Annotated in this window: 24 protein-coding genes and 2 riboswitches; of the genes, 19 read left to right on the top strand and 5 right to left on the bottom strand. The window is 41.7% G+C overall.

The annotated features are described in order from the left end of the window. Window positions 1-132 precede the first annotated feature (132 nt). The 4 genes from SALPA_RS01715 to SALPA_RS01700 all read left to right on the top strand — a co-directional run bounded on the left by SALPA_RS01715 (window position 133) and on the right by SALPA_RS01700 (window position 4,611). The gene (locus SALPA_RS01715) at window positions 133-987 is read left to right on the top strand and encodes a LysR family transcriptional regulator (protein ID WP_222427813.1); all 855 of its coding nucleotides are present in this window, start codon (window positions 133-135) and stop codon (window positions 985-987) included. Window positions 988-1,503: 516 nt separating this feature from the next. Next, the gene (locus SALPA_RS01710; protein WP_145088950.1) at window positions 1,504-2,496 is read left to right on the top strand and encodes a hydrogenase small subunit; all 993 of its coding nucleotides are present in this window, start codon (window positions 1,504-1,506) and stop codon (window positions 2,494-2,496) included. Beyond that, the gene (locus SALPA_RS01705; RefSeq protein WP_145088946.1) at window positions 2,471-3,832 is read left to right on the top strand and encodes a nickel-dependent hydrogenase large subunit; all 1,362 of its coding nucleotides are present in this window, start codon (window positions 2,471-2,473) and stop codon (window positions 3,830-3,832) included. The genes SALPA_RS01710 and SALPA_RS01705 overlap by 26 nt, the downstream gene beginning before the upstream one ends. A gap of 287 nt (window positions 3,833-4,119) precedes the next feature. Then, entirely contained in the window at window positions 4,120-4,611 is a 492-nt protein-coding gene (locus SALPA_RS01700) for a methylated-DNA--[protein]-cysteine S-methyltransferase (RefSeq protein ID WP_145088943.1), read from the top strand. A gap of 146 nt (window positions 4,612-4,757) precedes the next feature. On the opposite strand, the gene SALPA_RS01695 is transcribed toward SALPA_RS01700, so the two are convergent. Continuing rightward, window positions 4,758-5,084 (bottom strand): DUF1992 domain-containing protein, encoded by a 327-nt coding sequence (locus SALPA_RS01695; RefSeq protein ID WP_145088940.1) that lies wholly within the window; start codon window positions 5,082-5,084, stop codon window positions 4,758-4,760. Between the two features lie 210 nt (window positions 5,085-5,294). Beyond that, the gene (locus SALPA_RS01690; protein ID WP_186450857.1) at window positions 5,295-5,558 is read right to left on the bottom strand and encodes a LysM domain-containing protein; all 264 of its coding nucleotides are present in this window, start codon (window positions 5,556-5,558) and stop codon (window positions 5,295-5,297) included. Window positions 5,559-5,850: 292 nt separating this feature from the next. On the opposite strand from SALPA_RS01690, the gene SALPA_RS01685 reads away from it, so the two are divergent. The 4 genes from SALPA_RS01685 to SALPA_RS01670 all read left to right on the top strand — a co-directional run bounded on the left by SALPA_RS01685 (window position 5,851) and on the right by SALPA_RS01670 (window position 7,338). Continuing rightward, on the top strand, window positions 5,851-6,060 hold the full coding sequence (locus tag SALPA_RS01685) for a hypothetical protein (protein ID WP_145088934.1): 210 nt from the start codon (window positions 5,851-5,853) through the stop codon (window positions 6,058-6,060). An 85-nt stretch (window positions 6,061-6,145) separates the two neighbouring features. Next, window positions 6,146-6,424, top strand: coding sequence for a hypothetical protein (locus SALPA_RS01680; protein ID WP_145088931.1), 279 nt, complete (start codon window positions 6,146-6,148; stop codon window positions 6,422-6,424). 33 nt (window positions 6,425-6,457) lie between these two features. Further along, entirely contained in the window at window positions 6,458-6,577 is a 120-nt protein-coding gene (locus SALPA_RS32480; RefSeq protein ID WP_370516695.1) for a DUF1294 domain-containing protein, read from the top strand. A gap of 401 nt (window positions 6,578-6,978) precedes the next feature. After that, window positions 6,979-7,338: an MmcQ/YjbR family DNA-binding protein gene (locus SALPA_RS01670; RefSeq protein WP_186450856.1), complete on the top strand. Its 360-nt coding sequence runs from the start codon at window positions 6,979-6,981 to the stop codon at window positions 7,336-7,338. 72 nt (window positions 7,339-7,410) lie between these two features. On the opposite strand, the gene SALPA_RS01665 is transcribed toward SALPA_RS01670, so the two are convergent. Continuing rightward, complete coding sequence (locus tag SALPA_RS01665) at window positions 7,411-7,884, bottom strand: DUF523 domain-containing protein (protein ID WP_145088922.1); 474 nt, start codon at window positions 7,882-7,884, stop codon at window positions 7,411-7,413. 55 nt (window positions 7,885-7,939) lie between these two features. Here SALPA_RS01665 and SALPA_RS01660 point away from each other — a divergent pair, with 55 nt between their 5' ends. After that, window positions 7,940-8,329 (top strand): secondary thiamine-phosphate synthase enzyme YjbQ, encoded by a 390-nt coding sequence (locus SALPA_RS01660; RefSeq protein WP_145088919.1) that lies wholly within the window; start codon window positions 7,940-7,942, stop codon window positions 8,327-8,329. A 132-nt stretch (window positions 8,330-8,461) separates the two neighbouring features. Here SALPA_RS01660 and SALPA_RS01655 read toward each other — a convergent pair whose 3' ends face one another. Beyond that, window positions 8,462-8,776 (bottom strand): multidrug efflux SMR transporter, encoded by a 315-nt coding sequence (locus SALPA_RS01655; protein WP_145088915.1) that lies wholly within the window; start codon window positions 8,774-8,776, stop codon window positions 8,462-8,464. Window position 8,777: 1 nt separating this feature from the next. Then, complete coding sequence (locus tag SALPA_RS01650; RefSeq protein WP_145088912.1) at window positions 8,778-9,113, bottom strand: multidrug efflux SMR transporter; 336 nt, start codon at window positions 9,111-9,113, stop codon at window positions 8,778-8,780. 86 nt (window positions 9,114-9,199) lie between these two features. Then, window positions 9,200-9,295, bottom strand: a riboswitch (guanidine-I (ykkC/yxkD leader). A gap of 297 nt (window positions 9,296-9,592) precedes the next feature. Between SALPA_RS01650 and SALPA_RS01645 the strand changes: the two genes are divergently transcribed. The 10 genes from SALPA_RS01645 to SALPA_RS28125 all read left to right on the top strand — a co-directional run bounded on the left by SALPA_RS01645 (window position 9,593) and on the right by SALPA_RS28125 (window position 21,809). Next, complete coding sequence (locus tag SALPA_RS01645; RefSeq protein ID WP_145088909.1) at window positions 9,593-9,772, top strand: SMC-Scp complex subunit ScpB; 180 nt, start codon at window positions 9,593-9,595, stop codon at window positions 9,770-9,772. Window positions 9,773-10,167: 395 nt separating this feature from the next. Beyond that, window positions 10,168-11,964: a MutS family DNA mismatch repair protein gene (locus SALPA_RS01640; protein WP_145088906.1), complete on the top strand. Its 1,797-nt coding sequence runs from the start codon at window positions 10,168-10,170 to the stop codon at window positions 11,962-11,964. 95 nt (window positions 11,965-12,059) lie between these two features. Continuing rightward, complete coding sequence (locus SALPA_RS01635) at window positions 12,060-12,344, top strand: type II toxin-antitoxin system Phd/YefM family antitoxin (protein WP_145088903.1); 285 nt, start codon at window positions 12,060-12,062, stop codon at window positions 12,342-12,344. Window positions 12,345-12,430: 86 nt separating this feature from the next. Next, window positions 12,431-12,643, top strand: a complete 213-nt coding sequence (locus SALPA_RS01630) for a hypothetical protein (protein ID WP_222427812.1) — start codon at window positions 12,431-12,433, stop codon at window positions 12,641-12,643. 408 nt (window positions 12,644-13,051) lie between these two features. Next, window positions 13,052-13,136: riboswitch (cyclic di-GMP riboswitch) on the top strand. Between the two features lie 153 nt (window positions 13,137-13,289). Beyond that, window positions 13,290-15,002 carry a methyl-accepting chemotaxis protein gene (locus SALPA_RS01620; protein ID WP_145088899.1) on the top strand — a complete coding sequence of 571 codons (1,713 nt, stop codon included), beginning with the start codon at window positions 13,290-13,292 and terminating at the stop codon, window positions 15,000-15,002. Window positions 15,003-15,102: 100 nt separating this feature from the next. After that, a complete protein-coding gene (locus SALPA_RS01615) occupies window positions 15,103-17,058 on the top strand; it encodes a methyl-accepting chemotaxis protein (protein ID WP_186450855.1) in 1,956 nt (651 codons plus the stop codon). A 365-nt stretch (window positions 17,059-17,423) separates the two neighbouring features. Beyond that, a complete protein-coding gene (locus SALPA_RS01610; RefSeq protein WP_255450717.1) occupies window positions 17,424-19,310 on the top strand; it encodes a spore germination protein in 1,887 nt (628 codons plus the stop codon). Continuing rightward, complete coding sequence (locus SALPA_RS01605) at window positions 19,307-20,407, top strand: GerAB/ArcD/ProY family transporter (RefSeq protein ID WP_145088891.1); 1,101 nt, start codon at window positions 19,307-19,309, stop codon at window positions 20,405-20,407. Before SALPA_RS01610 ends, SALPA_RS01605 begins: the two co-directional genes overlap by 4 nt. Beyond that, window positions 20,392-21,645 carry a Ger(x)C family spore germination protein gene (locus SALPA_RS01600; protein WP_145088888.1) on the top strand — a complete coding sequence of 418 codons (1,254 nt, stop codon included), beginning with the start codon at window positions 20,392-20,394 and terminating at the stop codon, window positions 21,643-21,645. Before SALPA_RS01605 ends, SALPA_RS01600 begins: the two co-directional genes overlap by 16 nt. Further along, window positions 21,645-21,809: a hypothetical protein gene (locus tag SALPA_RS28125; protein ID WP_186450854.1), complete on the top strand. Its 165-nt coding sequence runs from the start codon at window positions 21,645-21,647 to the stop codon at window positions 21,807-21,809. Before SALPA_RS01600 ends, SALPA_RS28125 begins: the two co-directional genes overlap by 1 nt. Window positions 21,810-21,987 lie beyond the last annotated feature (178 nt).

Here is a 21,987-nt window from a genome sequence, read left to right as displayed (position 1 = left end):
AGCTTCACATTACTCAGCAGGAGAAAGCAGATGGAATTAGAAGAGTATAATGTTACTACGTCAATCATAGTTTTACGATGGCAAACCTGACATTCTAATGGGACAAAAAGGTGAAATATGGACATTCAGTTTTTGAAAACTTTTTTAATGGTTGCAAAACTTGGCAACATGACCCAAGCAGCAGAACAATTGAATTTTTCCCAGCCAGCGATTACGGGACAGATACGCGCTTTAGAGCAAGATTTTGGCGTTATGCTATTTGACCGAGTCGGGAAAAAACTGTTTATTACTGATGCTGGACGGGAATTGATTGATTACGCGGAAAAGCTATTGACGACCTATGATGAGGCTCAGAAGGCATTAAGCGCTCATCCTGGGAATATTAAAATTGGCATTTCGACAACCACGGTCAATTATATTTTGGCGCCTTATCTCCAGATGTTTCAACAACAAGTGCCCCAATGCTCAGTTACCATGGAAATGTGCTCTCATGCGGCCACCGTTCCAAAAGGCATTGCGGAAAATCGTTTTGATTTGGGAATTATTCAAAAAGAACTGTCTTTGGATTACCTCACTGGATTTGAAGTGTTCAAAGAGCAATTGGTTTGGGTTGTACATCCGAAGGTGGCTGAAAAATTCAATCACAGCACGGACATCTTGGATTATCCTCTGTTGGACTATAAAGTAGGGGGATTGTTTCGCACGTTATATGAAAAAACGCTTGGACGCAAAAAAAATGAACCGTCCATTGTCTACAACGATGCGGAAGCGATGAAAAACTCCATTTTGCAGGGATTGGGATGTGGCGCCTTGCCGCTAAATATGGTCAAAAAACTGCTTGCAGACGGCTCGTTAATTGAGTTTACGAATGTCCCACGCCCGGATTTTAGTGTTTGGGTCGTATATCACAAGGAGAAGAAATTATCACGAGCTGCAATGAAGCTAATTACTATTCTGAAGGGCGAAGATAGCACCACGACAGAGTAGGGTATGAAGTAAAAAAAAGCAGAATGGAAGCCATTTGCAGAGTGGTGGCAAATAGTTGTCATACAATAGATGAATGGAGTCGAGATGCACGTGGAGTACGTTACTATGATAGAGTCTAAGGAATTAAACATTTTAAGATGTTCCGCATGATTTACCAAGAAATTACTTGCGAACTACCCGCAGCAGAGCAAAAAAATTCAAAAAGCCAGATAGCGATTGCAATGCTATCCAAAAAGCTATTTTCGGTGAACTCGGCGCAGTAGGAACGTATAGGAAAATTATGTTTGGGCTCTGTACCCAGCGACATCGAGACATGCTATTCGAGATTATTACCGATGAGCTTAAACATTCTGTAAAATGGAATTTCTTATATAGCAAAAATTGTTGTGAAGATTGCTGCTGTTAATCTCTTTAAGCCTGCCTCATTGGCAGGCTTTTATTTTATATACTTAGTGTTTTAGTAATCACTATAAAATTCTTTGCATATCATGTTAAAAACTTGAATTGAGGCGTAATATGGACAAGGATGAATTTATTCAACTTTGTCGAGACAACGTAACAATAGCTAATCATGAGTTATCGGCAAAAATCTTACCTGCTGCTCGCAAATATATATTACAGCAAAGTAAAAATAAACTACCGGTAATATGGCTTGAAACTAATGATAGCGGAGACAACAATATTGCCTTCATGAATACTACCTATCCTTATTTGCAACAAGTATTTACCGATATGATTAACCTCTTATATAGTAATACCTTTATGGCCTCCCAGGGTACGGACGCTCTTGAACTGTTGTTTGGCTCAGCTAAAAAATACAAGGGAAACTTTATCCTGGTAGTAGAAGGGGCTATTCCAACTAAAGATAATGGCATTTACAACGTAGTGGCCCGGACAAAAAGAAGAGTGATTACGGCTTTGGAAGCAGTTACAACTCTAGGAGATATGGCTGGCTACGTTATAGCCCTCGGAACTTGTGCAAGCTTCGGCGGTGCCTCGTCATCTGCACCTAACCTGACTGGCTCGGTTGGAGTCAATAAAATATTAACCCGAGAAGTCATAAATGTAAGCGGATGCCCCGTTAATCCCGATTGGTTTGTGGGTACACTGACTCATTTACTCATGTATGGCATGCCGGAACTTGATCCACTAGGACGCCCTTCTTTATTTTACGGCAATACGATTCACCGGCATTGCCAACGTCGTTCTTATTTTGATACAAAAGATTTTGCTGAAAAACTAGGCGATATCGAGTGTATGTTTTCTTTAGGTTGCGTTGGACCGAAAACTGGCGCAGATTGCCCATACCGTCAATGGGTCAACCATGTAAATTGGCCCGTTAAAGCAAATACACCTTGTATCGGCTGCACCAATCAGGATTTCCCAGACGGCTCCACTCCTTTTTTTGTGCCACTACCGCAAAAAAATAAAAATGCCCAAACAAATGGGCTAAAATCGGATTCAACAGTGAAAGGAGATTCCAATGAGTCCCAAAAAAATCCTGTTTAGTCCAGTCACCCGCCTGAGTGGATTGCTGTCAGTGGAATTAACTGTCGACAACAAAGTGATTCGGGGAGCTGATGTCAGCTGTACCATGTTCCGCGGATTTGAATATATTATGCGTGAACATCATGTTACTGATGCTGTCTATTTAACACAACGCATTTGTGGCATATGCTCAACTGCTCACGGTGCCGTCGCAAGTTACTTATTGGATGCTTTATATAATAATGAAATTCAAGAAAGCGCTCAGTATGTAAGGAATATCATGTTAGCTGCCGATTTTCTGCAGAATCATATCAGACATTTTTATTTCTTTGGTCTGCCGGACTACGTTGTCATGCCAAACTGTCCTCCGTTTCTTGAACAAAACTGTAACGATTGTCGGTTAACTAATGAAGATAATCGTCGTGTAGCCTCTCATTATATTGAAGCAGTACAAATATCCGAAAAATGTCACCAATTGTTGACTCTCTTCGGTGGAAAAGTACCTCATCAACATAGTTTTGTCCATGGAGGCGTAACGGTAGCCCCGACCGCCGATAAAATTAATCAAGCACTTACGTTAATCCGGGATATTCGTAAGTTTATTGGCCGTTATCTGATGCCGGATACTGAACTAATTGCCCACTGCTATGAGGACTATTTTTCTATCGGCAAAACGCCAGGACGTTTACTATCTTTTGGTCTTTTCCGGTTTGGAAGTAAAAATGAACAGCTTCTATGGAAAGACGGCGTTTTTAATGATCAGTACTCTAAACCGAAGCTAGATCTTCTCCAAGAAGACATAACCCATTCATGGTACGAACGTTCTCAATCCCTAATTAATCCCGAAGTTTGTCCTGCCCCCTACAAACCAGAGGCTTATTCCTGGACAAAAGCGGTACTTTATAATGGCAAACCTTACGAAGGAGGCCCCCTGGCGCGCATGATATTTAATAACTTTTATGCAGGCGGGACATCTACTATGGATCGAATTGCGGCTCGATCATTAGAAACAGAGCTAATAGCAGATCTGGTAGAAAAATGGCTCACCGAACTTGAACCCGGTGAACCACCAATTAAGCAGAAAAAGGAATTGGTTAGCAATCAGGCCATTGCTGTAACAGATGCCATGCGGGGTCCATTGCTCCATAGTGCTCAGATTAAAGATGACAAGGTCGAGTATTATGACATCATCACACCTACCGTCTGGAACTTTTCGCCCAAAGATGCAAAAGGCCGCCGTGGTCCTGTCGAATCGGCTTTGGTAGGCACAATCATTCCATCAGCCGACTTGAAATACGTTATACCTGGACGCATAATCCGTTCATTTGACCCCTGCATTTCATGTGCGACGCATTAAGCTGCCAACTTATTATTTCTCATTCTTTTGCAGCTACCAAGTATGAGACGATCTATGTAATATCTTGAGATACTGTTTGTGTACTTGTAAGCAAGTATACAACACCTAAGGACAATGATCTGGAAGTCGTTTCTGAGATTAGGCAAATAAATAATTAGATATAAATATTTTGACTCATATTGTAAGGAGTTTATTGCTGCCCTTACCACCTAAAAAGCCAAAAGGCATCAACCCCATTACATGCTGGTTGATGCCTTTCACGTTCGATAGATACCCCTTTAGGGCTTATGACTGCCGCCCTAAAAGATGAGGCTCTCGTTGGTTTGTGGTTTATCGGGCAAAAATATTATCCTCGCCAATTTAACGAGTGGATTTACGCACCCGATCAACCGATTTGTAAGGCTCTACGAAACTATCTTGCCGATTATTTTGCAGGGAAGTCCAGAACGTTTGATGGACGGCTTAATCCTCAAGGATCTCCGTTCCAAAAAATGGTCTGGAATATTTTGTTGACAATACCGCTGGGACAAGTTGCTACTTATGGACAAATTGCCAAGTGCGTGGCTTTGAAACGGGGCTTAGCTTCAATGTCTACCCAAGCTGTGGGTGGGGCTGTCGGGCATAATCCTATTGGAATTTTGATTCCCTGTCATCGAGTTGTCGGATTTGATGGAAACCTGACTGGTTATGCCGGTGGATTGGATAAGAAAAAGGCTCTGCTAAAAATTGAAAAGGTAAATTTAGCAAATCTTAATTGGAGCACTCAGATTGAAAACTAAATTAATAAAATCCATCATAAAAAACACGGTATTTCCAATGAGGTCACTGAAAAAGTCCCTTTAATGCTTAAAAAGGTATAGTCCCTCAAGAAAACTGAGGAGGCTGTACCTTTTCTAAGGATGGTTTTTATATGATTGAAAACCTTTTATTTTCGACGTTTGCGTTTATCCATAAGGACACCTAGCTGCACCTGTTTATTACTAAGTTGTTTGCGTAGATTCTCCTTATTATCCTCACACAAACAGACCTGTAGAAGACTCTCTAATGATACAATCTCCCGTTTTAGCGCCATCTCAGTCGGAAGAACACCGTTATTTTTTAGTATTTTATACGAAGAGCGGAGTTCTTGTGGTATCTGGGCATCATCAAAGATTAGCGGTTTTCCTTTGCCAGGCAAATTATCAAGTTCGCCTTGTTCAATTGCCTCTTGTATTTTCTGTTCCGCAATCCTAAAAACGAAGAAATCACTCATAATTCATCGTTCCTCCTGCATAGTGGTAGCGGCTAAAATATTAAAAGTATTCTATGCTACCATATTACCACGGTTTTTTTGACATGTCACTGCCATCTTCAGGAGACAGGGGGAAGGTTCGGTTTGTTTCCTTTTGCTAAAAAAAATAAAACACGGCCATTTTTACAAATGCCGTGTTTCTCTGCTTAGTTGCCAATAAGTCAATATCTATCAGGGTCTAACCGGCACTTTCAAAGCTTGCCCAGGATAAACACTCGCGTTATTATCTAATTTATTTATCTTCCTAATCTCAAAAACGATTTCACGAACATCGTCTTTGGGAGTTGCATACTTACTAGCAATTTGCCAAACAGTATCCCCAGATTTTACGTAAACAGTATCATATGTAGTATTATCAACAAAAGCACGAGAAATAGCCAAAGGGGTAATAGCCAAAAAAACAAGAACTAATGATAGTAATACTGACTTTCTCATAATTAAAGCACCTCTTTTGAACGTATGTTTGCTTGGAAATATTGTACCACAGTACATATGTTCCCCGCAAGTATGTTCGATAAAATTTCCGAACTAATGTTCCTTTAGCTGTCGTTTTATGGTACAATGGCACCAAGGTGATAGGAAATCGCCGTATGGTTTAATTTAACAATATTATAACACAGAAACATAATAATACAATAACGATTATTATTTAATTACGATAACAAAAACACAATATCTAAGCAACTTTTAGCTCGTTTAAGGACGCAGAAAAGGGAGAGGATTAATTATGACAGAAGACGTGGTCGCAAATGCAGGACAAACTAACTCCAAGAAGGTGGGATGGGAAGCCTTCGTGAAACAGGATGTGCTTAATTTTATGATGAGCCACAACCTCCAAGCTATTACCGTGGATGATGGTGGCGGTAAGAAAGGTGTCATTAAACGGACAAGTAAAGGTGACTTTTCCGTACAGATCACTTCCAATGAAACATTGTAAAAAAGTAAGACCCCATAGGTGGCGACGAGCTACCTATGGGGTGCAGTTTATCATCCGTTATTAAACTTTCCGGGAGGTAGTCTTTTTGTTACCGGTAAAAAAGGTGGCTGTTTTTCTTATGATGCTTGGCATGAAAAAAGGCCAAAGTATCCTTGCGTTAATGGATAATAGCGAAATCAAAGCTGTTGTTTCTGAATTTCGGAGCCTATCGGCAGTTTCACCAGAATTGCAAAAAAGCGTTTGGGCAGAGTTTAAAGAGTTAGGCTTCGAAGAAAACATGAGACCTTCTGAAATAGTAACTATTCTACGATTTTTATTTAACGGCAGCAAGATAAGTGATAAGGGGGATCGGCGTTATGATTAGCAGCTTTCCGCCGTTGTTTGCGCTATTCATTCTATGAATTTAGCTGCATTTCTGATGGTTATGCTGGAAAAGCGCCAGGCTCGCAGGAATGAGTGGCACATCCGTGAGCGAACTTTTTTTGTTTGGAAGAAGCAAGGGGACGCTTGTTTTTGATGAATTGCGTAAGCAAATAGAAAAACAAAAATCCGCCGTATTCCATATTCATCGGAATAACGGCGGATTTTTTGCTTTTCTTTATGACGGCTGTAGTCGTTTTTTCGGTCGACCCAGACAGGAGCTAGTTTGACTTCCGGGGTCATCGCTCGGTTTGGTTTACCGGCAATTTTTAGTGTATTCGGATTGATAGTTCCACATTTTATTGTATTTTTACTCTTGGACATGGCGACACCTCCTATGATAATACCAGTATAGTGTAGTTGATTTAATTTGGCAAATTATTTGGGTAATATCAATGTCGGGAATGACTAATAAATAAAGGAATATAGCCTATTTAAACGAAAAGATTTAGTAAATCAAATGAAGGATTTCCAATAGCGCAAGAAAGGAGAATTGATTTGGATTCCAAAGACCTATATAAATATTGTTTGACTAAACCGGGGGCTTTCGAGGATTATCCTTTCGGACCCGATGTCATTGTTATTAAGATAGCATCAAAAATGTTTGCACTGATATCACGGAGAAACGGACAAGATAATCTCTCATTGAAATGTGATCCAGACTATTCAGAGGTATTGAGAAAACAATATCCAAGCATAACACCGGGATATCATTTGAATAAACGATATTGGAATACGTTAATTATTGATGGCAGTATTCCGGAAAAAGAAATAATAGGGTTAATCGATCATTCTTATGAGCTGGTTTATAAATCACTTCCACGGAAGATGAGAGCGGTATACCAAGGAGATTGGTAATAGACCAAACCATAGAAACTCCTTTTATGTGGAAAATAAATGATATTTTTCTATAGTACAATATTAATTTTGTTACCTGAGAAGTTCTTGTAGTAGCTCGGGTGTAATATCTTCTTCAGAATATAAAGGGATGCCTAATTTATGCAGCATAGCCGCCGTTACCCCCATGCCTAGTTTGGCTCTATGGCTAAAAGTGCCATCATAAATTTGACGACTACCACAAGAAGGGCTACGCTGCTTTAGTATAGCCGCAGTAATGTTATGTTTGTTCGCTAGCTGAATGCTTTTTTCAGCACCGGAAATAAAAAAAGAGGTAACATCCTTTCCGTTTTTGTCGAGAACCGTACTTTGCCCATTAAGTACATCATCGCCAGAACCTGAAGTAATTTCTGCAGCGGGTCGCGGGGTAGGTAATCCACCCAATACTTCTGGGCAAAAAGCGATAAATTGAGTATGTTTAGCTTGTTCCATAAGCAACGCTATGTTGTTGGAGCCGCCGTCGTATCTTGTGCGATGGCCGAGAAGGCAAGCACTTACAAGAATCACATAATCACATTCTTTCCTGAATTTTTAATAGTAGACAAAATAAGAGGTGTATACAATGGAACAATTTTATCTGGATACTCCGAAGGAAGGTTTTATCGATATAACTGCTAAGGTCAAGGAAATGGTTAAGCGTAGTCAGATTCGGCAAGGAATTTGCCAAGTATTTATTCCTCATACAACGGCAGGTGTAACCATCAATGAAAATGCCGATCCGGATGTGGTTACCGATATGCTGGCCGCGCTTGAACATATGGTTCCCAAACTTCCATTTCGCCACATAGAGGGAAATTCTCCTGCTCATGTAAAAAGTACGCTGGTAGGTTGTTCCATAAGCGTACCGGTTGCAGACAATAATTTATTGCTGGGTACATGGCAGGGAATCTATTTTTGTGAATTTGATGGACCGCGTACCCGTAAAGTTTTTGTTCAGGTTGTTGGTGTATAGATGCAGGTAATCATTTGCTCTATCGAAATATTTATGCATGGCGTCGGTTCATTAAATAAGTAAGACACAACCACTGTCCCCTGGCTCGCCCGGATAGCTATAATATGACATTGCGAAATGCTTATTTGCCGATTAACCAATCAGCTTTAAACCAACAGTAGAACCAAGCACAATGGCAATAGAAATAATTCTTGCTACATTTCGGGGTTCACCATACACCAGCATCCCCAGTATTGCTCCCCCCGAAGCCCCAATTCCTGTCCACACCGCATAGGCTGTTCCCATCGGCAATGTCCTCATAGCAAGTGCTAAAAATAGAAAGCTCAAACCAAAGCCGGTGAACAGTAGGGCAAACGCCTTCCAGTTGCGGTCTTTGTGTAATTTGTTAATCATTGCAACACCAATCATCTCAAAAAAACCTGCCATCACTAGGAATAGCCAATCCATATTATAGCACCTCCTTCTTTTTTTGATTGCTTAGCATCTTAAGACTAATAACGCCGCTCAACAGGAGTACAATCAAGGCCAGCTTCGCCGGATTGACAGGCGCACCGAACAAGATAATCTCTGCCAGTACGGTTCCTGTTGTTCCAAGTCCAACGAAAACAGCATATACCGTTCCAACGGCAATATCACGCCCCGCCATAATCATCAGGTAAAAACTAATGATGATAGCAATTAGTGTCCCTCCCCATTCCAAGGCACCATCCGCGTGCTTCAGCCCGATTACCCAGCCCACTTCAAAAAAAGCAGCAATAATAACGGATAGCCAAGTCTTGTTCACAGCCTTTACCACCTTCTGTTTAGTATTGACAAAATACAGGCAAAAAAAGTAAAAGCCTGGTAAAATAAACTGCGATATTGCAGCTATTCTCCCGGGCTTTTATCCCTCCGTGCTACAGTCCGTAGACTGTCGTTTTCTCTCGGACCAGACCAGCGAACTGCGGAACCCTAGAAAACGATTTATTACATTGAACACTATTATACACAATCGGTCTGAGTTGTCAAGATGCTGCTGGATTTTCGTCATAGACCGTCACAAAATTTTTTTGCCGCGTTGTTGTACGGTTGTTGTAGTAGAAAACTTCGTCACGTTGCCAGTACGCGTGGAGTTCTGTTTAGAATCTGGCACAGCCAGGGGTAATGCTCTGAAGGAATATCGGAAGCCATATGCGGGAAAACTGCACGTATGTAGGGGTCGTGGCTAATCCCACTCTCTACTTTTGTAGCGGAAAGATGCTTAAAAATCTAGGAGGTTTGAAGATGAGTGTTAAAGACACCGTTATTGAAACTATGAAAGTTGCCGGAAAACCTTTAAGCGCAGGTGATGTTGAGAAATTGTCCGGGTTGAACCGAAAAGATATTGATAAGGCATTTAAAGAATTGAAAGAGGAAAATGCCATTACTTCGCCTGTACGTTGTAAATGGGAATTGGTGCAATGATGACCAGTTCTCAGAAATTTCGGTATTAATGTAGATAGGATAGATAAGCTTGATTTCAAAGGGGTTACTGGTTTTGCGGTAATCTCATATGTGGGGTTATGTTCGCCTAGAGTTATATTTAGGCGATTTTTTGTTAGAGAGGCCCCCGTAACACGAGTGCCATTGGGGTGATATTAAGACTCAATTCATACGAGAATACCATCGAAAAATATCAGAAGTTTTAAATTGAGGACTGTAGACAAAAGCAAACACTCCTATCCTGATGGTATAATATACTCAAAGGGATAAGGAAGAAATGTGTCGATTCAAGTTTCTATTCAATTATCCTTAGTCAATTAAAACAAGGCTTGGCCTCAGAGAAAGGAATTATTCCCAGTGTATTAGAAGGAGGAATCATGGCAATAAAAAATAAAATCTTGGCCGGGATTGAACAGTATAAACAAGAGGAAACACAGCAGCTTAAAGCGACAAATCTTTTTAGTAACCTTCGGCTGGCCAGCTTTGTTCTAGGAATAGGTTTTGCTGCAGCTTTATATTATAACGGGCAAGGTAACTTTGGTATATTTATGCTGTTGGTAACGTTAACGGCATTCTTCTATTTTGTGGGCTGGCATCAAGCAGCCAATCGAAAGCTTGAATGCATGCGTTGTTATATTAAAATCAACGAAAATAATCTGGCCCGCCTGAATGGTACATGGGGAAAGTTTAGTGACAGCGGGGCGGAATTTCGGGACCCAGAGCATCCTTATATCAATGATTTGGATGTTTTCGGTGAAAACTCTCTATTTCAGCTGATGAATACCACCAATACCTATTATGGAAGGCAAGAACTGCAGCGCCTTTTAAAGAGACCACAGGCGGATATCGAAGTAATACATGCCCGGCAAAGAGCAGTCAAAGAGCTTGCAGAAAAAAGCGATTTTATCGATAAACTACAATGCGTAGGAATGATGTCAAAGGGAATCATATATGACCCTGCGCGCTTAGTTCAATATGTCCAAGGTGAGGCTGTGCTTTTTTCCCGCAAGAGATTGCACGCAGGCGTTCTTTTCGTGTCAATAGGCACCGTTATTTCGTGCATATTAGCATTCCTGGATATTTTGCCAGCACTGATACCGGGGATTCTTGTAATATGTCAGGGAATACTTTCCGTAGCCGGCTTTAAAGAGGTATCTGCTGCGCTTGATACCATTCACCGGTTCAAAGAAAATATCAAAGCGTTTAAAGAATTGTTTGCTATTATCCAGCAGCAGGAGTTTCATGAAAGTGAACTAATAAAGATGCAGGAAATACTGGGCGGGAGACATGGGCAAGCAATGCACAGCATAAAAAAATTAGAACATATCGCGGAAGCTGTTGATGTCAGGTATAATATTATTAGTTATACCTTGTTTAACTTTTTTCTGTTGTGGGATTATCATTGTGTATTTGCCCTTGAAACGTGGAAAAAACAGGATGGAAAATTAGTGGAACGCTGGCTTTCAGCCGTAGCATACTTTGAAGCAACAGCTAGTTTGGCTAATCTTGCCAGGTTGAATCCAACATGGAGTTTTCCGATACTTACTGATAAATTGTGTTTTGACAGTAAAAAAGCAGGACATCCTTTGCTGGATGCTCATAAACGTGTCGCCAATGATTTTACTCTTAATCAAGGCCTTGGCATTATTACTGGGTCGAATATGTCAGGCAAGACGACAATGCTGCGGACTGTCGGTATTAATTTGGTGCTGGCTTATGCGGGGGCTCCTGTGTGCGCTAAGCAGTTGACCTGTTCGGTTATGGATATAATTACCTCGATGAGAATCAGCGATGATTTGGGTAATGGGATTTCTACTTTTTATGCAGAATTGCTGCGCATAAAGAAAATTATTGAACAGGCTAAGATAAAACAGCCGATGATTTTCTTAATTGATGAAATTTTTCGGGGGACAAATTCAAATGACCGAATTACGGGAGCGCTTGGCGTACTGAGAAACCTAAACAAGGAATGGGTTATTGGACTTATTTCGACGCACGATTTTGAACTGTGCGGTCTTGAACAGGAAGCCGGTATTCAGGCTGTCAATTATCATTTTCTTGAAAGTTATCAGGAGGGAGAAATACAGTTTGACTATAAGATTCGCCTAGGACGGTGCTATACTACTAATGCCAGGTATTTAATGCAGTTGGTTGGCATTGAGTTAATCGAATAGTTTACGATAGGTTTATTATAGACAAATACGGTCATTGGTAGTAAATAAGCATATAATAAGCATATATTACTGCTATAAAAGAGGTGTTTTGCACGATGAATATAAAGCCATCGGCTGCGATACGGAAAAATTATAATAAGATATCTGAGTTGTGCAAGCGCTCGGGAGAACCCGTTTACTTGACTAAAAACGGCGAGGGAGATCTCGTGGTCATGAATATTGAAGCGTTTGCGAGAAGAGAGAGCATGTTGCGGTTGAGAGAAGCCTTGATTGCCGCAGAGGAAGGTAGATTGAAGGGAAAGTCTGGTTATTCTATTGATGATGTATCAGCATTGATGAAATCGGCTATCCAGGAGGTCCTGGATGGACAACGAAAGTAATCAGTATACAGTTTTCGTTTCGGAAGATGCGGCACAAATGTTAGTGTCACATGCCCGCTTTTTGGCACCGGTAAGCGAGAAGGGCTTTGCGACTTGTTGAAGATTTTCAGGCGCAGGTAAAGACGCTGGAGCAGTTCCCGGAACGAAACCCCATGCTTATCGATCAGTCGATTCCGGCAGGAAAATATCGCAAACTTCTGTTGGAAAAAAGATATCTCCTAATCTATCAGAGTAAAGAAACTACCGTATACCTGGACGCAGTGGTAGATACCCGTCAGGATTATGGTTGGTTATTATAGCTGGAGTTTTTTTGTGAATATAGTGAACAAAAGGTGTAAAGTCCGTCGCAGTTCAGCCGGGAATATTCCCGCATGTTTGGCTTGCCGCCGAAAGAAGATATAAAACGCATGAGAGACAGAACCAACAGACAAATGCATAAATAACATTCGGGGGAGTGCAGCTTTTACTGCACTCCCCCGAATGGTGAATAGTACCGTACGCCGAGAGCTGAGCATCCGAATGCTCAGCTCGTTATGTATTCACAAGCATTCCTAGACAGATGGACTTCTTCCCGTTCGATCAGGTCGATACGATTTCACCTCGTCCGATTCTTTCTATTTATGTAAAAAACGACAAAATAACAGCAAATAATAAACGTTTTAGCTAGACTTGCCATATAAATGGTGGTAAAATTTACATAAAAATAGTTGAGTATTAAGCAAACTTATTGAAAAATAAGGACGCAAAACCATGGGTCTAAGACAAAAATGTTATGGCTGCCAGGTTGCAAATTGAGTTAGAAACTCTAATGCAATTTAGTAGCCTATTTATTTTGAAAGGAGTGGGTCATTGCTGTAGTGTTTCAACCTATTATATTTCAGATAAGGTTTTCATGATTTGTATAACGAAGAAATGGTATTGACTCTGAAAGAAGGTGCGAACTGTATGTTTAAAAATCTAAACACAGCAACAAAAATTATCAGTCTTATTATAATAATGGCTATTGGAATGGGACTAATCGGTTTCACGGGTTTCTACTTCAATCAAAAAGCAAATACGGACATGAATAAAATTTATGAAAATAATTTACTACCGATCAAATGGATAAATTCATTTAGAGTCAATATTAGAGCGGGAGAAGCTATTACTCTACGATTGATATTATTAAATAATGATAAAGCTAAAGAACAGGAATTTACTCAACAGTTTGTTAAACTTAAAGATGAAAATGATAGTATAATGGCTAATTATGAAAAAGTGAATCTTGATCTGTCCGAAAGAGAAAGTATTTCCCAAATAAAAGAAGTATTAAACTTTTATAGAATCGAACGCCAAAAATCTTTGGATATAGCATCTACTGGACAAAAGTTAGATGCCTACGAATACTATAAGAATCATGCTTTACCTCATCTCAATACTATGAATAAGCTCGGTGACGAACTTGCAGAATATGACGCTAAAACAGCAGATGTGATTAACATCCAGAATGGTTTAGATTTTGTTTTTGCTAGTAAAATGCTCACTTACATCCCGTTAATATCCATGATACTTGCTTTAGGATTAGGATGGTGGGTAGCAAAAATAATATCCAAACCACTTACTGCAGTAGTTGCTAATGTGCAAGAGATTTCGAATGGAAACTTAAACGTACAAGACGTTAGCTTTGATTCTAAAGACGAGGTAGGTCAGCTAACTAAAGCTGTTAACAGTATGGTTGAAAATCTTCGAGTTCTTATAAAAAACGTAGCTCAGACAGCGGAGCAGCTAGCGGCTTCATCCGAACAGTTAACAGCAAGCGCAGAACAATCTGCACAAGCCGCAACCCAGGTAGCTTCAACAATTGCAGAAGTAGCGAGTGGAGCAGAAAAACAGTCAAAGGCTATTGATGATACATCAATTACAATTGAGCATATGTCGGCCAATGTCCAACAAGCGGCTGCGAACAGTAAGGTTGTTGCAAGCACTACAAACAAAACAGCTGAAACGGCACAAAATGGTTTAGGGGCTATTGCCAAAGCTAACGAACAAATGAATAATATAGAAAAAACAGTAAATAATTCCGCAAACGTTGTTGCGAAGCTAGGAGAGCGCTCTAAGGAAATTGGACAAATTGTTGATACTATATCTGGTCTCGCCGGACAGACGAATTTGCTTGCTTTAAATGCCGCCATAGAAGCCGCTAGAGCAGGAGAACAAGGCAGAGGTTTTGCCGTAGTTGCAGAAGAAGTTAGGAAACTTGCTGAGCAATCCCAAGAAGCTGCAAAACAAATAGCCGATTTGATTGGAGAAATACAACTTGAAACAGATAGAGCTGTTGTGGCTATGACTGACGGTACTAAGGAAGTAGAAAGAGGAACGGAAGTGGTAACATTAGCGGGTCAGTCTTTTGATAATATCGCCAATCTTGTGACGGAGGTTTCTGAACAAGTTAAAGAAATTTCTACTAATATGCAACAGATGGCAACAGATAGTCAGCATATTGTTTCAGCAGTAAAGGAAATTGATAATATAAGCAAAGACGCACTTGGACATACACAAACCGTCTCGGCGGCAACTGAAGAGCAATCAGCGTCTATGGAAGAAATCGCAGCTAGTAGTCAGAGCCTAGCTAAAATGGCAGAAGAATTACAACATGAAATCCGGAAGTTTAAAATCTAGATTAAATAGTCTTTGAAAATCTAAAGTAATTGAATTTCCTAAGTGCTACAGGTATTACTATGATGAATAAAACTATACTGTTGAAGGATGGATGATTAATTTGAGTTTAAGAACACGACAAATCATTGTCGCGTTGCTGACATCATTTCTTCCCCTGATTATCTTGGGGGGGGTGGCGGTCTGGTATGCGAAAGTATCATTGGAGAATGAAATAACACTAGGGTTGAATCAGACGGCGGTGACGGTTCGGCAAGATGTTGATGGGGCAATTAATGACCGCTTGAACTTGCTCAAAAATCTGGCTGAAAACGCGGCGATAAAATCCATGGACAAGACTGGTCAGCAAGAGTTAGTTAGCCTCTATAGCAAGATTTTCACCGATATGGATTCCATCACTGTCATCGACATGAGCGGACAGCAAATTGTCCGTGCTGGCGGGGCATTCGTGAATGTCGCTGATCGCGACTATTTTAAAGGCGTTGTTGCTGATAAAAAGGCGTATTGCATTGGAGTCCCGGCAATCAGTAAGGTTACTACGCGGCCGGTAGTGGGAATTGCTGTTCCTATCATGGATAATGGGCATATTGTAGGGGTATTAGCTGGATATCTCAAGGTAGATGATACCATAAAAGTAATCAATGCCAATCTTAAGGAAACCGATAAGACCGGTAACCGTGAGCTTATCATCGTCGACAAGGACAAGAAACCTATTTGGCATCCTGATGAAAAAGTTATGGCGGAAGGGAAGCCTATTCAATTGCCTATTTTTGACAAAGAAGGTATAGTTGAATTTCGCAACGTTGATCAAGATGCTATCGCCGCCGTTGTTACTTCTGATTTTAGCAAGTGGATTGTTACCGTTAATACCGAGAAAAAAGTCGCCCTGGCTCCTGTAAAGGAATTAACAAAAATACTTATGATTTTCACGGCGTTTCTTGTTGTGCTCGCCATGATATTGACGAATTTTATGATAAACCGGATTATTAGACCGATTACGTTATTGGCGGAACGGGCTAATATAATCGCTTCCGGTGATTTTAGTACTATTATTTCCCAGAATAATCGTTATGACAATGAAGTGCAGAATCTTGTGGACGCTTTCGTCAAAATGGTGAACAATTCTCGTCAGCTAATTACTAACATTCAAGATAAAGCCAATCAGGTGGCTTCAACATCGAAAAATCTATCTTCGAACGCAGAGCAATCTGCGCAGGTGTCCAATGAGGTTGCCTCATCAGTTTCCAATGTTGTATTCAATTTTGATAATCAGTCTGAAGCGACAGACAAAGCTTCGGTTGCTATCAAACAAATTTCAACTAATCTCAGACATGTTGCAGGAATATTAGAGACTGTAGATACACTTTCCCAAGAAGCCTCAAAAGCTTCTTCGGCTGGTGAAAATGCAGTCGGGAATGTTGTTCTCCAAATGGATGTGATTGAAACAAGTGTTGGGCATTCCAGCACCACAGTGGAAAAGCTCGGTAAGCGGGTGCTGGAAATCACACAAATCGTTGATGTAATTTCCAGCATTGCAAGCCAGACAAACCTTCTCGCTTTGAACGCAGCGATTGAAGCCGCCAGAGCGGGCGAGCAAGGCCGTGGCTTTTCCGTAGTAGCTGAAGAAGTAAGAAAGCTCGCTGAACAATCGCAAGATGCGACTAAGAACATTACCTCTATTATCGGAGAAATCCAAAAAGATGCGGAGAGTGCAATCTCTTCTATGGCGCAAGGTTATGAGCAAGTCAAGCAAGGTACTATAGTTGTAGGCATAGCCCGTACGTCATTTGAACAAATCTATAGCACTGTACAGAATGTCACAGCAAAAATATATGAGGCGACTGAGCTTTTGAGTCAAGTGAAAGAAGGCTCTGAACGAATTGTCAATACTATTTCCGATCTGAGCGAAACAAGTAAAGATGTTTCTGGTCAGGCACAGATGATTTCAGCTGCTACGCAGGAACAATCCGCGAGCATTGAGGAAGTGGCCGCCGCTTCGGAAAAACTGCTCGGTATCGCAACTGACCTTCAAATCATGGTTGACAAGTTCAAAATATAACACTAGGTTTTCCTAAAACATGAAAGCCATTAAAGCTAAATTATTTATAAATGCCCGCAAATGTCCGTTTTAAGGCATTTTTATGGGGTAAAATAATATCATGAGAGAATTATATTTATAACGATGAAGCCTTTAGAGCCGTGAACTCTGAGGGCTTTTTTTATGCGCGAAAGGCGGTTAGATTCATGAGTAGGGATCAATCCACTTGCGTTGAAAGGATGTTGGTGATCGGATAATATTTCCATGTATAGGGTAGTCTATAAATAAAACACAGCTTGCGACGAGCCTTTGGCAAAAGGGGAAGTACCCATAGGGTACAGGACGCTGTTGCTCTAAGTGGTGTTAATGGCAACAAAAAGGGGGGATTGTCTATTATTAATAATTCATTATTTAAGGGATATAACTTTTTAAAAGGATTATTGCTATACCAACCTCCCAGCGATCCGCCCCCCTTTGTTTTGAAGGAAGCGCCAAATGAAAAGGGGGTTAAACCTACCCCATGCCCCATTAACCAAGCTGCTTCCTTAAAGGAACTTGAGGCTTTACTGCGTTATGCCCATCGTCTCACCGATTTTCTGAAAAAGGTAAATACCTCTGTACGCCAAGGTAAGCTCTCAGAAGATATCGCGGCTTTAAAGGTAGAATATAGTGCTTTAGAGCAACAGCAGGCTGAACTTTCGCCTATCCTGACAGCTTACGATAACAGCAGCCAAGATGTTAGCCAAAAACGTGTCAGCAGCAGCTTAGAAGAAAATCGCCAAACAATCGAGGCCCTATATTCTTTCCCGCTCAACAAAGATGTTATTATCCGGGAGATAGATATAGCCGCCGACCCGTCGGTAAGAACCATGGCTGTTTTCATTGATGGCATGGTTGAAAATAATACGTTAAACCTGGCTGTGCTGCAGCCGCTCATGCTGCTTGGTTCTGCCAAACACCGGTTATATGGCGATGACTTGGTCGGTCGGATCATAAAGGAGCATTTGCCTAGTAACCAAGTCCAAAGAGCAGATACTTTTGCCAAGGTAGAAGAAGGCATTAATAGCGGCGATACCGCGCTGTTCTTTGATGGTATTGATGAGGTAGTGCTTGTCAGCACCAAGGGATGGGAGCATCGTAGTGTTGAAAAACCCAACACCGAGTCATCAGTGCGCGGCGGGATGAATGCTTTTACTGAAAATTTACGGACAAATACTGCACAGATTAGAGTAGCTTTACGAAACAGTGATCTTGTGACCGAAATGATAAAAGTTGGCAGCCGCAGTCAGACTAATGTTGCAATATTATATATGAAATCTTTGGCCAATCCGCAGCTGGTAGCCGAAGTCAAACGGCGTACTAAAGGAATTAGCACCGACTTTCTTGATAGTTCCGGCACATTGAGCCAGTTTATAGTAGACACTCCCGTTATACCCTTTCCCCAAACTTTGTCTACTGAACGTCCTGACCGTGTTGCTGTTCATTTGTCAGAAGGCCGGATCGCTATTATAGTAGACGGCAACCCCTATATCCATGTTCTGCCTGCTAATTTTTTTACCTTCTTTCATTCCTCGGAAGATTTCAGCATGAGTCTGCTGGTAGCAAATTTCATGCGTCTGCTGCGCCTGTTTGGAACCTTAATATCGACAGTTTTACCTTCCCTGTATATTGCCATTAATTACTTCCATCAAGAGGCGCTGCCGACCGAATTGTTGATGGCGATAGCCAGTTCACGGGAAAATGTGCCGTTTCCGGCTTGGTTTGAAGTGATGGTAATGGAATTTTCCTTTGAATTAATCCGCGAGGCCGGGGTCAGGGTTCCAGGGATATTGGGCTCAACCATTGGTATTGTCGGTGCCATAATCTTAGGCCAGGCCGCAGTAGCCGCACATTTTGTCAGTCCGATTGTTGTGGTTATTATTGCCATTACCGGCTTGTCTTCATTTACCATTCCTGAATACCGGATGGCTTCTGCTATCCGTTTGCTTCGCTTTTTCTTTTTACTGTTCTCAATACTCTTAGGACTTGTGGGCCTGGCCACCGCCCTATTATGGGTTATTGTGCTGTTATGCAGCATGAAATCTTTCGGCATGCCTTACTTGGTACCAATTGCGCCTAAAACTACGACTGGGCTTGACGTAGTCATAAGAGGCCCGGTTTACCGGCAGGAGACGCGGCCTGATGCTTTAAATACTCAGGATGGCAAGCGTCAGCCCAGTAATAGCCGCACTTGGGTTAAGGAGCAGCCTGTCAGAAACGAGGATGAAAAATGAGTTATCAACCGGGGCGTATGGGGATGGCCGAAGCAATTGCGCTAGTTTTTGTGGTAACCTTTCCTGGCATTTTTTTAAGCCTGCCATCTCAAACAATAGAAAACTTTGGCGAGTTGAGTTGGCTGGTAGCTTTGGTGTCAGGCCTGACCACTATGGCGATGCTGTTTTTACTCATCTACGTTTTTAATCGTATTCCCGGAGATCTGTTTTATGTATCCAAACAATTACTAGGCCGTTTTGGAGCCTGGCTGATCAGTATCTACTATATCGCCTTGTTTTTTTCTATGGATGTTTTTTGGATCAGGCAATTCGCCGAAAACACCTTAATTACTGCTTTGCCAGGAATTAATTTTCAGTTGGCTGTAGGCTGGTACGGTCTCAGCGCCGCAGTCCTTGTATATTTTGGAATCGAAGCCCTGGCGCGGGGAGCATATGTTATTTTACCGTTCGTCATTATTGGTATACTTACTGTATTTGCGCTGCTGGGCTCTTTTTATAAGCCTTACTATCTGTTTCCCTGGCAAGGTGCCGGGCTGGCTGCCACAATAAAACAGTCCGCAATATTTGGCATTAATGCCGGTGCCCTGCTGTTGCTTGTACTTGCCTCTTCCTTTCAAAACTCCCGGGTATTAAAAGCAGCCACAATATTCGGACTGGGGGGCAGTGTACTACTTAAAGCAACGGCCTTTGCCGCCTTCACAATGATATTCGGTAAAGCCGTGGCAATGGAAAAAACCCTGCTCTTTTTTGAAATGGCAAGGTTTATTTATCTCACACGTTATATTCAGCGCATTGAGTCCTTGTTTATCATTCTCTGGGTAATTATTGGGATTTTGGCGATAGCTGTCACCCTGTATATAGGGTTATATCTCATAACCAGGCTGGGAAACCTCCCGACCATGCGGCCGCTCATTCCTACGGTAACAATTATTTTGACCGAACTGGCTATGCTTCCTCCTGATGTCAATAGCATCATAACTATTGAAAGAGTTATGATGAACTCCTATTATGATATCGGCATATATATCATCCCTCTGTTACTATTTGCTATAACTATGCTGAAAGGAAAGAGGAGGCCAAAATGTTCTTCCGAGTGATAGCTACGCTTCTGGTAATCGCTATACTACTTACAACTACCGGCTGTAACGGAGCGCTTGAGACTGACGCGGTAGCTTATGTACTGTCATTGGGGGTAGATGCTGCCGAAGACGGCCAGCTTGAAGTCACTTATCGAATCGCCATACCTCGCACTTTAGGCGGCGATGCCAGTGCCACAAGAGACGCTGGCAAATCTTCTATGCTTATTACTATTACTGCGCCAACGTTGGCCGAAGCCCGCAATCTATTAAAATCTTCTATTGCCCGTATTCCTAATTTGTCACATGTTACTGGATTGGTAGTCGGCGAGGACTTGGCCCGCAAAGGTGTGGCTGATGCATTAGCCCCGCTGCAGCGATTCCGTGAATTTCGCGGTGCCACGTATATATCAGTTGTACGGGGTAAGGCTAAAGACTTTATGAAGCATAGTAAAATTGAGGAAGCAATAGCATCGCGTTGGATTGAAACTTTGTTTTTTACGTCAGATGAAAGCGGCTACTACCTCAAGGCTACCGTACACGAATTTTATACCCGCCTCAAGAATTCCAGCGGTGCGCCCTATGCCGTATTCCATGAAATTAATCCCCTAACAGGTGAAGGGCAGCCACGCGGTTCCTTGATCCCGGGTGACAAAACACGCGATTACCTCCCTGCAGACGTGCCGATTGAGGGAGATAGTAATCCAGGGATAATCATAGGAACAGCAGTTTTTAAGGAAGATAAACTGATTGGCATACTGCCCAGTGAACAAACGCGCATGCTGGCTATACTGCTGGGGCAGTTTCCCCGCGGCTTCATGGTAGTGGAAGATCCGCTGACACTCAAACATGCTATCAACACCAACATGCGGCTTGGCCGCAGCCCTAAGATCAAAGTAAATATTGTCGACGGACAAGCGGTGATTGATATTAACGTATTCTTAGAAGGCGAAATCACAAGCATTCCCAGTGGTATTTTCTACGAATCAAGCGAATATGGCTCACTGCTGGAACAGCAGATATCGCAAGTTGTGCGCGGAGGAATACTCAAAATGCTGTCACGAACCCAGGAGTGGGGTGCAGATGTTGTGGATTTTGGCTATTATTTGCGCCCGAAATATGCTACAGATGCGGAGTTTCAAAACTTAAACTGGGATGCAATGTATCGCACAGCCGAAATTAGGGTGGAGGTGACAACACAGCTGCGCCGGACTGGCCTGATGCGTAAGACCTCGCCTATTCGCAGGGAGGAAATGTAATGGATAATGTCTTTATGTTAGCAGCCGTTGCCGCAGCAATTCATGCTTATTCCTATGCTCGCTGGCTGTGGCAGGAGGGTAACAAGCCGGGAGGAATACTTGTGGCGTTGTTGATTATGCTATCGCTGGGAGTACCTATATACCGTTTAATGAAAGCTCAGTAATTTAAATACGGCTACATAGAAAAACATGGCCATCACAACCGTGTTTTCTGATATATGTGTATATATCTTAGAAAACTGAATAAATGTGTGTTATGTTCGCCTAGAATGTGTTTAGGCGATTTTTTGTTGGAGAGGGAAAAACAATGTATTTTAGCGATTCATTTGCCCTACATGGTAA

It is taken from the genome of Sporomusa sp. KB1 (genome assembly GCF_007830295.1).
In the GTDB taxonomy this organism is placed as follows: Bacteria; Bacillota; Negativicutes; order Sporomusales; family Sporomusaceae; genus Sporomusa.
This window is presented reverse-complemented; position numbering and strand designations above follow the sequence as displayed.

Coding starts and splice junctions, on each gene's coding strand:
- SALPA_RS01685 (WP_145088934.1), top strand. CDS start 5,851: ATGACAGAAGACGTGGTCGCAAATGCAGGACAAACTAACTCCAAGAAG.
- SALPA_RS01690 (WP_186450857.1), bottom strand. CDS start 5,558: ATGAGAAAGTCAGTATTACTATCATTAGTTCTTGTTTTTTTGGCTATT.
- SALPA_RS01620 (WP_145088899.1), top strand. CDS start 13,290: ATGTTTAAAAATCTAAACACAGCAACAAAAATTATCAGTCTTATTATA.
- SALPA_RS01705 (WP_145088946.1), top strand. CDS start 2,471: ATGAGTCCCAAAAAAATCCTGTTTAGTCCAGTCACCCGCCTGAGTGGA.
- SALPA_RS32480 (WP_370516695.1), top strand. CDS start 6,458: ATGAATTTAGCTGCATTTCTGATGGTTATGCTGGAAAAGCGCCAGGCT.
- SALPA_RS01660 (WP_145088919.1), top strand. CDS start 7,940: ATGGAACAATTTTATCTGGATACTCCGAAGGAAGGTTTTATCGATATA.
- SALPA_RS01640 (WP_145088906.1), top strand. CDS start 10,168: ATGGCAATAAAAAATAAAATCTTGGCCGGGATTGAACAGTATAAACAA.
- SALPA_RS01700 (WP_145088943.1), top strand. CDS start 4,120: ATGACTGCCGCCCTAAAAGATGAGGCTCTCGTTGGTTTGTGGTTTATC.
- SALPA_RS28125 (WP_186450854.1), top strand. CDS start 21,645: ATGGATAATGTCTTTATGTTAGCAGCCGTTGCCGCAGCAATTCATGCT.
- SALPA_RS01635 (WP_145088903.1), top strand. CDS start 12,060: ATGAATATAAAGCCATCGGCTGCGATACGGAAAAATTATAATAAGATA.
- SALPA_RS01655 (WP_145088915.1), bottom strand. CDS start 8,776: ATGGATTGGCTATTCCTAGTGATGGCAGGTTTTTTTGAGATGATTGGT.
- SALPA_RS01710 (WP_145088950.1), top strand. CDS start 1,504: ATGGACAAGGATGAATTTATTCAACTTTGTCGAGACAACGTAACAATA.
- SALPA_RS01605 (WP_145088891.1), top strand. CDS start 19,307: ATGAGTTATCAACCGGGGCGTATGGGGATGGCCGAAGCAATTGCGCTA.
- SALPA_RS01695 (WP_145088940.1), bottom strand. CDS start 5,084: ATGAGTGATTTCTTCGTTTTTAGGATTGCGGAACAGAAAATACAAGAG.
- SALPA_RS01600 (WP_145088888.1), top strand. CDS start 20,392: ATGTTCTTCCGAGTGATAGCTACGCTTCTGGTAATCGCTATACTACTT.
- SALPA_RS01645 (WP_145088909.1), top strand. CDS start 9,593: ATGAGTGTTAAAGACACCGTTATTGAAACTATGAAAGTTGCCGGAAAA.